Here is an 11215-nt window from a genome sequence, read left to right as displayed (position 1 = left end):
AGTCTTAAAATTTTGAGGTGCAATAGACTCTCCACCTGATGCCCTAACTTTAGATTTAGCCCTCAACGAGTTAAAACTAAGTCTCAAAGAAAGTTCGCTATGGCTTATGAATTTTCTTGTTCACTAGGGGTTCCTGCCTTTAAAAAATAGACCTAGGCTTATAAAAACCTAGATCTATACGTACCTAATTATGTTATAAAATAAAAATCATAATTAATACTGATCTGACTTTACAAAGTCATGTACCATAAGATATTCTTCTTCAATTTCTTTAACTACTTCAAAACCAACATTTTTATACATCTTAACTGCATAATTATCCTTTTGAACTGCTAAAGATGTTTTTTTATATCCACAATCTTTTAGTAATTTTAGCATGCTTTTCATAAGTGCAGTTCCAATACCTTTGCCTCGATACCCCTTGTATAAAGAAACTGCAAATTCAGGAGTTTTGTCATCAATATTTCCATAGCCCTTTACTTCTCCTGATAATATTCTCGTCCATACTGCACCAACAACCTTCCCATCAATTTCAGCTACAAGGCACAAGTCATCGGGTTTACCAAAATCTTCAATATAAACTCTGACATCTGGTTGGTTTATAACACTTTTTGGCAGTGGAGTATCCTCATCCTTTTGAAAAATTGCCTCATAAATAAAATCTTTTAAAAGATATATCTCTGAATCTTTAATTTCTCTAATTATATATTCTGACATCCTAATCCCCTCGACTTTTTAATAACTATTTTAACCTTATCATACTTAGCTATGATGATTTAATTACCTCACCTTTATAAGACCTTGAATTCATGCTCTTCTTTTAATCCGTTAGTTTGTATCAATTAAGAAGGAGTTGTTATTTTATTTCAACAACTCCTTCTTATTATGCTTATCCTGTAAATAGCTGAACCCAGTAGTGCCTGTACCCTTCATTTGACTCTGTATAGCCAATTGCCATTTTTTCAAATGAAGGATTTAGTATGTTTTTTCTATGACCTTCTGAATTCATCCACTGCTCAATTACCTCTGAAGGCTCAGATTTTCCTGCTGCTATATTTTCTGCACACGTCCTGTAACTTACTGAGTACTCCTTTAAAACAGTAAAACAAGAAGTTCCATCCGGTCTTGTATGTGAAAAACTAGATGGTAATTCATCAGATCTTACCTGTGCAGCCGCTCCTAATGCACTGTCATATTCTAAAGGGTTTAATCCAGCACTTTCCCTTATTCCATTTACAAGATTCAACATTTCCGTTTGATAATCAACATTAGATTCAATTTTCTCATTTCCTGAGTCTTCATGCTCTTTAATTGTATTTATATAGACCATCCTGTATAAGCTGTCCCAATTTACTCTTGCCCCAAATTCCTCACCTATAAATCTCACTGGCACAAAAGTTCTATCTCCCTTTAACACTGCTGCCGTATCCATCTGTCTCTTTCTTCTGTTAACAGTATAACTTCTTCTTCCTATTACAATTTCTATCTTTTTATTATCTAATGTTATTGTAACTGTTTTTGTACTTCCATCCCATTTTACAGATGCACCTAATGCTTCAGTTATAAACCTTACAGGAACTTGAGTTCTTCCATTGCCATCTATAAATGGCTTTGCATCAGGAAAATTAATACTTTCTCCATTTAGCATTATATCAATCGGTGCCTGAGCAGATATTGTTGTCGCAAAAACTGTCATCATAATTAATATTGCTGTAGTAAGAAAAGATATTTTTTTCATACTTTATTCATTCCTTTCTTTAGAAATAGGAATACCTTACTTATAGTGCAAACTGCTCAATAACAATAAAATCCTCTACATGTTTTTCAATAATAGATTTACAACATTTATTCACTATTAATTCACTCATATAGCCAATTTTAAAATATTATAAACATCATCTTTATTTAACTTCATGAAATTTCCCAAAGTAATTTTTCCATTCATTGTCGCTTTTGATGCCATTTCTTCAAGTCTTTCATCTCCTATTTCCATCTCTTTTAATGTAACAGGAAGACCTATCCCTCTAAAAAACTGAGTAGTTCTTTCTATACCTTCTAATGCAGTCTTTTCAGGATCTTCAAAATTCATTTCCACATTCCACACTCTCACTGCAAATTGAACAAATCTATTCACATTATTTTTATAGACATACTTCATCCAAGCTGGAAAAACAACTGCTAAACCAGCTCCATGGGCAACGTCATAAATAGCACTTATTTCATGCTCTATACCATGGGAAGCCCAATCATCCACTCTTCCAGTATTTAAAAGCCCGTTATGTGCAATGGTACCTGCCCACATCACCTCTGCCCTTGCATTGTAGTTCTCAGACTCATTTAGTACAATGGGAGCATTTTTAATAATAGTTTTTAGAGTACCTTCACAAAGTCTGTCTGTCAAATCTACATGTGTAGTATTAGTAAAATATCTTTCTAAAATATGTGCCATCATATCTGATGCACCACAAGCTGTCTGATAATCTGGAAGAGTATAGGTAAGCTCTGGATTTAATATTGAAAATACAGGTCTTATTAGTTCAGAGTACATTCCACGCTTTAACAATCCTTCCTCTTTAGTGACTACAGAGTTTGGACTGGCTTCACTTCCAGCTGCTGGAATGGTCAGAACCACTCCAACAGGAATAGCTTCTTTGGCTTCAGCTTTTCCATCATAAAAGTCCCATACATCCCCATCATAAGGTACACCAACAGCTATAGCTTTTGCAGAATCAATAGCACTTCCTCCACCTACAGCTAATATAAAATCTATTTTATTGTCCCTGCAAATCTTTATCCCTTCATTTACAAGTCCAAGTCTTGGATTAGGCATAGCCCCAGCAAGTTCTACAAATTCAATTCCTGATTTTTTTAATGAATTAGTTACTTTATCATACAAACCAGTCTTTTTTATACTACCTCCACCATAGTGTAGCAATACTTTACTGCCCTTCCCTTTAATTTCATCTCCAACTTTTAGTTCAGTTTCACGTCCAAAAATTATTTTAGTAGAATTTTGAAAAGTAAAATTTTCCATGAATATCCTCTCCTTTTTTTAACAAGCTTTATAATTTGATAGGTACATGTTATTTATTAGATACTTTCATTATACCCTCAAACAAAGAGTTTTACCAACAGCCTTTTTAATACAAGGGCTGTATCCTTTCTATAAATCTATAAGCTAAAACAGTGACATCTGCTCTTGCTGTACCTTATAAAATGCCGACTCTAATCCTTCATGAGATTTAACCAACTTTGACTGTATAACACTCATATTCATGCCTGTAAGTGTTCTATGAATAAGGCTGTACACCACATCAAACTGCATGTATATATCAACCTGTAAATGACCTGTAAGACAAATCATCTGAGTATTTGTTGATCTTGCCAAATCAAAAATATATGAAAGAAGATAGTTTGCATTTGCCTGCCCAAAAGGATTGTCAATCCATATTACTTTTGATGACTCTTTCCAACCTGTTTTTTTGTATCTTAAGTATGAAATAATCGAAATAAACATGGCGAAAAATCCAGCAAGTTTTTCTCCACCAGACCAGTTTACAACAACTTCCCATCGGATATATCTTGATGCTCCAACTGTGGATTCAGGCTTAAACACCTTAATTGAGTATTCATTTAGGCTGGTTACTGCATCTAAAAGCCTCACTGGGGACATTATCCTTGATACTTCTCCATCAATTTTAGCTGGATCGTATTTTCCCTCTTCCTTCATTTTTTCTATTTCACTTATTGAAGATTCTATATAATGAGCCATTAACGCCTTACCTTCTTCTTTGTGAAGTGTGGGCATTTCAATTATTACAGTTTTTCTGCTCTTTCCTTCAAAATTTATTTTAGAAAAGCTATCAACTGATTTAAGTTCCTCATAGACAGATTCCGCCTTAGCATAACACCTCTCAACTATCTCTTGCTTATCCCTTAAAGACTCCTCTAATTGAAAATTAGTTGCCTTTTTCATATTTTCAACACTTTGTAACATATCTTTAAAAAGATCTTTTACAAAAGTATAATTATACATGTCTTTTTTAATTATCTTTTCTAAAATCATTCTTACTGTAATATTTTCAGCCCAGTCCGATTCCCTATAAAGATTATCATAACTTTCTTCAATATTTGACTTTGCCTCTTCTAGCTGTTTTTTTAATTCCCTATATTTTTTTCTTTGATTATTAGCAATTACAGCAATTTTTTCAACAGGAAGCTTTAGCATATCCCACATTGAAATGGTTTGCTCCTCATATGAAAAACTGTCCATATTTTCCCTTGAAGTTGTCTTTATTCCTATATCATTTTCATTTATATAATCTTCAAGCCTATTTTTATATTCTAAAAGCTTAGTTCTTCTCTTTTCTAACTCCCCAAGTTTTTTTATATTTTTATTTTTCTTTCTATTGTATGCCTCAATACCCTTATTAAAAGTTTCTTCATCAACACTTTCTAAAGATTCAAAGTTAAAGGGTTCTAAATTGAATTTTTTAATTATACCCAATTCAAATTCCTCTGCCTTACCTTTTAGAACACCAAGTTTTACAGATAGCTCCCTTTCCTCTGTGTCTAAATTTTCATATTCTTTTTTAATCTTCTCAAACTCTTTTTTAGCCCTTTCTAAGTCCTCCTCTTTATAAGTAATGCTCAAATTTTCAAAATCCTTCTCATTAAAACCATTTGAATATATTCTCTTTAGATGTTTTTCTTGATCTTTTTTATAACTGTCAATTCTCTCTTTTATCTGTTCTGCTGCACTGTCTTCAATTTTTCTTTCAAGTCCTTTAGCCCTTGAAAGTATATCCTGTAGTGTCCCTGTAATTTTTACAGTTGGCTTCTCTATATCAAGCTTTAATAATATTTCATTTAAATCTTCTGCCTTTTCCTGATTATTTCTCTTAACATCTTTTAAATTATCCTTTACGCTCTCAATACTCTCTGATAGCTTTCTAACCTTTTGATTAATTGTGTCTATTTCATCTTCAATTTCACTTTTACTCTTTTCCTCTTTTTCACGTTCTTTGTTAAGCTTGTCCATTCTACTTACAACTTCAATAAATTCTTTTAAATTTTCTATATCCTTTTCTTTTTCTAAAATAGCCTCTTCTGTAGATAAAACAGACTTATTATTTTTATTTATTAAATCGTTATATGCTATTCTTTTTTCTTCTAATTCTTTTAACTCATTTTCTTCCTTTCTAATACCATCTTCTATAGAATGTAGTTTTTTCTCATTCTCAGAATAATAATTTTTTGGATATAGATTTTTAAATTCACCACACCTTTCTAAAAGACCTGTTATCTTCTCAACATCAATTTTCATTAACTGATGTTGTTCTTTTGTATTTTTTATTTTTTCATCAAGGCTCATTAAATAATCTTTAAACTTATCCGGCTCTACTGAAAAAATACTGTTTTTAGAAAATACAACATAGGATTCTACACCACTTAATCTGTCAATCCCTTTTGCCATTTCATCTTCTTTTTCACTTGTAATTATTCCCTCTGGCGAATCCACTATAAATGTTACAGGGTAGTTTTCAACCAGTTCAAATATTTCTGAAGATATATTATTTATAAGTTCAATTTGATTTTTCTGTATAATAATCGAATGGCACAAAAGAGGATTTTTATGCAAAAGCCCATACCTTAAACCTTCTTCTTGGTTTTTTAGCCACAAAGAACCTGGGATACAATTTATATCTCGCTCTTTTAATAATTCATACACTTTTTTAATTTCTATATCTGGGATATAGTAGTCACATCCCTCAAAAAGATACTTCCTCTTTACAAGTTCATGATATCTTCCTAAAACATCTCCTGCTAAGTTGTCCAGTTTAAGCTTCTTAGCCTTTAATGCTTCAAACGCCTCATTACTGTAGACATTAGCTGTAACTTCATGCATTGATATTTCATTATTTATTTTAGAAAGCTTTTCATTATATGATGAAATATCTTCTTCAATATTCTTTTTCTTCTCTGAGCAGATTGCCAAAGCTTCTTTTTTTCTTCCCTTTGTTATATCAATATCTTCTATTTTCTTTTTTGTCTTTTCAATTGTATCTTTTAATTGTGCTGCTTCATTTATCAAATTTTCTTTTTCGCCTGAAAGTTTTTTAAGCCCATCATCAGCATCAACTAATAGTGTAACATCCTTTGCGAAATATCCTGTTATTTTTGAATGCCTTTCTTTTAAGTCCGTTAGCTTTGTATTAATTGAGGACAAAACATCTCTAGTCTTATCTCTTTCTTTATTTTTTTCATCAAGATTTTTATAAAGATTATCCCTTTCTTTAATTTGAGTTTGATATTTTTCATCTAAAAAACTTATATTATTTTGAAGTTTTTCTATTTCCTCTGTCAAAAGCTCTTTTCCACGATAAATTAAATTTTGATATTCTTCTTCAATTTCGTTTCTCTCTTTTGAAATGGTTTCAAGCTTTGCAGTAAGATTTAAAATCTTACTTTTGCAATCTGACATTTCCTTATAGGAAAAACTAGACTCAATAAATTTTATTTTTCTTTCACAATTTGAAACTTCTTCTTTTATCTTAGACACTTCCATTTGAAGCTTCTCATGCTTTACTTTTAAATTTTCCATTTCGATAATCTTGTTTTGGTAAATAAAACTATCTTTTTTGTATGAAAGTTCTTCTATTTTTTGCAAGCACACCTCATTGTCTTCCTTTAGAACCTCACCATCTTTATACAGTCTATCTACAGCAATTGATATAAGGTTTTCTAATGCTAAAATATCCCGACTTATATCGTTTATTTCTTCTACCTCTTTGCCATAGTCTTCAAGTTTTAAAAGAAGTCCAGATGCCTTATCACAAAAAGCTTCATATGTTTTAATGCTGTATTGATAAAGTGGAATGTTTTTCAAATTCTCTAAATGCTTTTTAAATGTCTCTGCCAATATTCCAGCACTTTCTCCCTCTGAGATAGGAATGTTTGGAATTATAAGCTTTTCAATAACGCTTCTTGACTTTCTTGCATTTTCAAAAAATTTATCTATTCCTCCCTCTGATTGGTTTATAGTCTTAATTGCCTTAAATTCATCACTATAGAGATTAAATGTATATATTTTATTTTTATATTCTCTCTGTCTGTCCCGTGAATAAACATTAATATTAAGCCTTCTTTCAGAAGACAGCCTTTTTAAATAATTGTAGTATTCTGAAAAATTAGTCACCTGCTTGTCCTTATTTACAACCTCAATAGATTTAATATCTAAATCATGGGGCAGAGTATAATTATGAGTATATGTGAAAAACCTTATTCCATCTGCATTTTTAGAAACACATATACCTGTCAAAAGATACTCTCCTCTTGTTCCGTCAAGTTTCCATTCAACTAGAATATGGGTAGGTGATGCTCCTACCTTAAAATAATTTGAAAAATTCCTACTTCCCATACTTGCATTTGGAAGTACCACTTGAAGTGCCAACTGCAATATAACACTTTTACCTCCACCATTTTCAAGGTTTATGAGAGAGTTTTTAGTATCAAACTCATATAATTCATTTGCAATGTACTTTTTATCATCATCATACCTAAAATTAACTACTCTAAATCTATTAATTTGAGGCAAAAAATCACATCCTTTCAAGAAAAGATAAAATTTCTTTTTTTCTCGTACTTTCAGGATAATAGCTTATAACAAGTGTATCCATCTTATCTGTAGTATATATTTCACTGTCTTGATCAAGATTTACTAGACCCTGATCTTTCAAAAATCGTATCGTTCTCATTATATAGCTTATTTTTGTGCCCTTAGACTGACCTAAGCTTTTAATCTTTTCATCATATGTAGGAAGGTCAAGCCAAAGTTTTGAAACTTTTCCAAAATTAAAACTTAAAGCTTCATCAATTTCTTCTTCATTTTCATTTGACTGGGTAGACTGCATTTTCTCTGTTATGTAAGCTTCTAATTCTTCAACTTTTAGCATTGAACGAACTTTATTGTTATAATTTTCACCATTAAAAAACTTTATAATAATAGACAGTATTATTATGTATGATATATAAAGCTCAGTATTATTTGAAAATCCCATTTTATCCCTTAACTCTTCATTTGTAAATCCAAAAAATTTGTTGTCTGTTCTAGGTGTATAATAAAGGGTATCACCAGATCTTAATATCATTATTTCAGCTTCCTCTTCAAAAATACCTGTTATAAAAGATATTTCTGCATCTTCAAAATCCTCAAAACTTTCACTATTTTCTTTTTTGGTTATTTTAGATTTTTCTATAAGATCTAAATATAATCTAAACGCTTTTCTCACCGACTCAGGAGATAAGTTTTCCATTATTTTTCACCTCTAATTATAAAATCAGTTATTTCATTACCATTTTCAAAAGTAATCTTCTTTTTAGTTGATATAAAAATCAACGACTTTAACTTTTTAAGATTGGGGTTTTTATTAAATATCCTATCAAAAAGATAATAGACATTTATATTGTATGAAGATGTATCTCTTACCATCTTATTTAATATATCATCTAAATCTTTAAAATCTATATACTTATGCTGATGAAGAATCATAATTAAGCTATAAAAGTCAAAGTCATATGAAACACATTTTAAAAGCTCCTCATGAAGACGTTTTATAGCCAAACTAAGATTTGACTTTTCCTTTTCAAAGACCTCTTTTAGTATTGCCAAAAGATAGGCCTCTATCTTTTCATCTCTTTTTTCACGTTCTTTTTTCTCCTCTTCTTCTTTTATTAATAGTTGCTTCTCAATATCAATTTTTTCTCTCTCTTCTTCCTCATCTTCATTTTTAACCCTTTGATAGTCCAATGCTTTAAAGGGGTTAAATGCTTTTTTTGATGCTTTGTCTACAAGAAGGGGCGATAAAATGCTTTTTAAAGACTCAAATTCTGAGTTTTTTGAAATAAGCACATCAAAAATATTTTTTTCAAAATCTATATATTCACTTACACCTTGGCGAAGCCTTATTTCAATTGTCTTTAGGTACTCTCCTACAATATCAAGTTTTTCATTAAAAAGCCTGTCATGCTCTGAAGTCGCTATATTAAGCTTTGTAGAGAGTATTTTTATCTGCTCTAAATTTTTTAGTTCTCTTTCTTTCAAATCATTATAATTTATCTTTTCAATGTTTATCCTCTGTTCTTTTAAAATTCTTTTAATGTTTTTAAATTCTCTTCTTTCTGTTTCAAACTGCTCTTTTATCTTTTCAAAAAGCTTTTTTAAATCTTCAAAATCAATCCCCAAAACATTTTGCCTTATATTTAAAAGAAGAGTTTCAAGCCTTTCTCTAAGCTGTCTTACCTGAAGGTTTAATTCATTTACAGTTTGCAGAGCACCTGAAAAAACTCCTTTTTCAATCTGTTGTTTTAAATACATCTGAGTTACATTTATTCTAAATTCAGAGTAAATCTCTCGTGTCTTAAAAAGCATTTCCATTCCCTGATCTGTAAGTTTATATCTAGCAGACTTTTTTATTTCATAATAAGATGTATCTATAAGCTTTAAAGGAATTGCCTCGTCCCTTTTAGTCTCTAGATTTTTAAACTTAAAATCAACCACCTCTCCGCCACTTCCAGAAATAGAGTCCCGTATGTAAAATGCCATTTCTTTAGCTTCTTCCTGCGTCAAATTAACTTCATATGAGTCCTTTATAACCATTTGAAGAAAGTTTGCTATATCGTCAATGCTGCATTCTTCACGACCTATAAGCATGTTTTCCAAAATAAAAAGAAGCACTGAAAAGCCAACCGACACCATATCATAATCTTCATATTTTTGAACTGCCCCAAGCTTTTTTCCTAAGTGAATAAAAGGTGCCAAATTTTTCATTCTCTCTTTAAAATCTTTTAGACAATCCATACCTTCATAAATTCTTTCTTCCAAAATTCAACGCCTCCTGAGGAATGTACCTTTTATCATAAAGTATTTTAATAATTTTTTCTCTGCTTTCATTATCAAAATTTTCAATAAACTTATCTATTGAAATTTCTGATTGACAAGTCTTTAATGGTGGTGGATTTTTCGCCTCACTTAAAAGTTGTTTGTAAAGTTTAATATGAGGAACAATGGAATAATCATGGTATTTTAAAACCAGTGAATTATATATTCCTATCCCTTCAAAATCCAAATCACCAAAGTAGTATATTTTTTCTATATCAGTTCCTGCTACTATCTCATTTATAAATTTTAAACTGTTTACTATTTTCTTACCCTCACCATATATTAACATATCAATTCTAATTCCGCAAAGTGACTTACATCCACTTCTTTCAAGATATTTTAAAATAGAAAAAAACGTTTCTTTATTTTCAATTATCAATACATTGAGTTTTTCTTTTATTTCAAATAGAATATAGAAAAAAGCCTCTAATGCTTTGTAGCAGTTTAAATCATCTAAGGAAATCCCTAATCTTTTTAACAAAACTCTTCCCTTTTTGTCCAAAAATTTTTCATCATTAAATATTTCAAAAGATCTCTCATTCATAGTACATCTATGATTTAACCAGCTGGATTTTTCTATGTCTGAAAGATATTTAGACAACTCTAATATATAATTTCTATCTTCTTTATATGCTTTAGAATTTCGATGGTAAAAACTCTTATCAAGCTTTGGATGAAATGAGTTTAACTCTTCTAAATGAGTGCTGTCATACTCTTTTTTTAAAATAATTCTATATTTATTATAAAGTAATGGATTTCTTCCATTTGTTTTAGAGGTCTTTACAGGATAAAGTATTCCTTTTTGACAAAAATCATATATAGCAAATGCAAAAGCTCTGTATCCACCTTTCAGTTCAAAATCATCACTTTTAAAGTGCTTTTCTACTTTTAAAAGCAAGTCAAATATTTCTATACTTTTTTTAGGGTGATTGTCTATCAATTTATATATAAAATTGTCCATTTGAAAAACATACTCCCCTTCTCTATCTCTTTTTTTGCATTACTTTTCTCTTTTAATTATATTACAAAGATATCTTAAGTCCAACATTTTTTTAATATTAAATGTAAGTACACTGTGAAATATAAATCAACTATTATAACTTTCTCCACAATGTTTCTACCATAATAAAAAAGTCGGCTTCGCCGATTTAAGGCTAGGGTAATCCTTTAAAGTACAGCCTTTCGGTAGACTTTTTTGATGCCAGAAAGCAATGTGCTTTCTTAGCCATTAAAAAAGTCGGCTTCACCGATTTAAGGTTAGGGTAATCCTTTGAA

The 11215-nt window shown here is 30.5% G+C and carries 7 protein-coding genes; all 7 read right to left on the bottom strand.

Annotated features, from left to right (window positions below; genetic code table 11):
• Positions 1 to 213: 213 nt before the first annotated feature.
• Positions 214 to 717, bottom strand: a complete 504-nt coding sequence (locus RBH29_RS01160; RefSeq protein WP_306694532.1) for a GNAT family N-acetyltransferase — start codon at positions 715 to 717, stop codon at positions 214 to 216.
• A 172-nt stretch (positions 718 to 889) separates the two neighbouring features.
• Positions 890 to 1738: a stalk domain-containing protein gene (locus RBH29_RS01155; protein WP_306694531.1), complete on the bottom strand. Its 849-nt coding sequence runs from the start codon at positions 1736 to 1738 to the stop codon at positions 890 to 892.
• Positions 1739 to 1864: 126 nt separating this feature from the next.
• Complete coding sequence (locus RBH29_RS01150; protein WP_306694530.1) at positions 1865 to 3034, bottom strand: iron-containing alcohol dehydrogenase; 1170 nt, start codon at positions 3032 to 3034, stop codon at positions 1865 to 1867.
• Positions 3035 to 3178: 144 nt separating this feature from the next.
• The gene (locus tag RBH29_RS01145; RefSeq protein WP_306694529.1) at positions 3179 to 7597 is read right to left on the bottom strand and encodes a chromosome partitioning protein ParA; all 4419 of its coding nucleotides are present in this window, start codon (positions 7595 to 7597) and stop codon (positions 3179 to 3181) included.
• Between the two features lie 4 nt (positions 7598 to 7601).
• Positions 7602 to 8315 (bottom strand): DUF6063 family protein, encoded by a 714-nt coding sequence (locus RBH29_RS01140; protein ID WP_306694528.1) that lies wholly within the window; start codon positions 8313 to 8315, stop codon positions 7602 to 7604.
• The gene (locus tag RBH29_RS01135) at positions 8315 to 9883 is read right to left on the bottom strand and encodes a hypothetical protein (protein WP_306694525.1); all 1569 of its coding nucleotides are present in this window, start codon (positions 9881 to 9883) and stop codon (positions 8315 to 8317) included. Before RBH29_RS01135 ends, RBH29_RS01140 begins: the two co-directional genes overlap by 1 nt.
• Entirely contained in the window at positions 9864 to 10901 is a 1038-nt protein-coding gene (locus RBH29_RS01130) for a Wadjet anti-phage system protein JetD domain-containing protein (RefSeq protein ID WP_306694524.1), read from the bottom strand. Before RBH29_RS01130 ends, RBH29_RS01135 begins: the two co-directional genes overlap by 20 nt.
• Positions 10902 to 11215 lie beyond the last annotated feature (314 nt).

The organism is Herbivorax alkaliphila (genome assembly GCF_030848475.1).
GTDB lineage: Bacteria > Bacillota > Clostridia > Acetivibrionales > Acetivibrionaceae > Herbivorax.
The sequence above is the reverse complement of the archived record's forward strand: the minus strand, read 5'-3'. Positions and strand labels throughout refer to the sequence as shown.

Coding starts and splice junctions, on each gene's coding strand:
- RBH29_RS01150 (WP_306694530.1), bottom strand. CDS start 3,034: ATGGAAAATTTTACTTTTCAAAATTCTACTAAAATAATTTTTGGACGT.
- RBH29_RS01155 (WP_306694531.1), bottom strand. CDS start 1,738: ATGAAAAAAATATCTTTTCTTACTACAGCAATATTAATTATGATGACA.
- RBH29_RS01160 (WP_306694532.1), bottom strand. CDS start 717: ATGTCAGAATATATAATTAGAGAAATTAAAGATTCAGAGATATATCTT.
- RBH29_RS01140 (WP_306694528.1), bottom strand. CDS start 8,315: ATGGAAAACTTATCTCCTGAGTCGGTGAGAAAAGCGTTTAGATTATAT.
- RBH29_RS01130 (WP_306694524.1), bottom strand. CDS start 10,901: ATGGACAATTTTATATATAAATTGATAGACAATCACCCTAAAAAAAGT.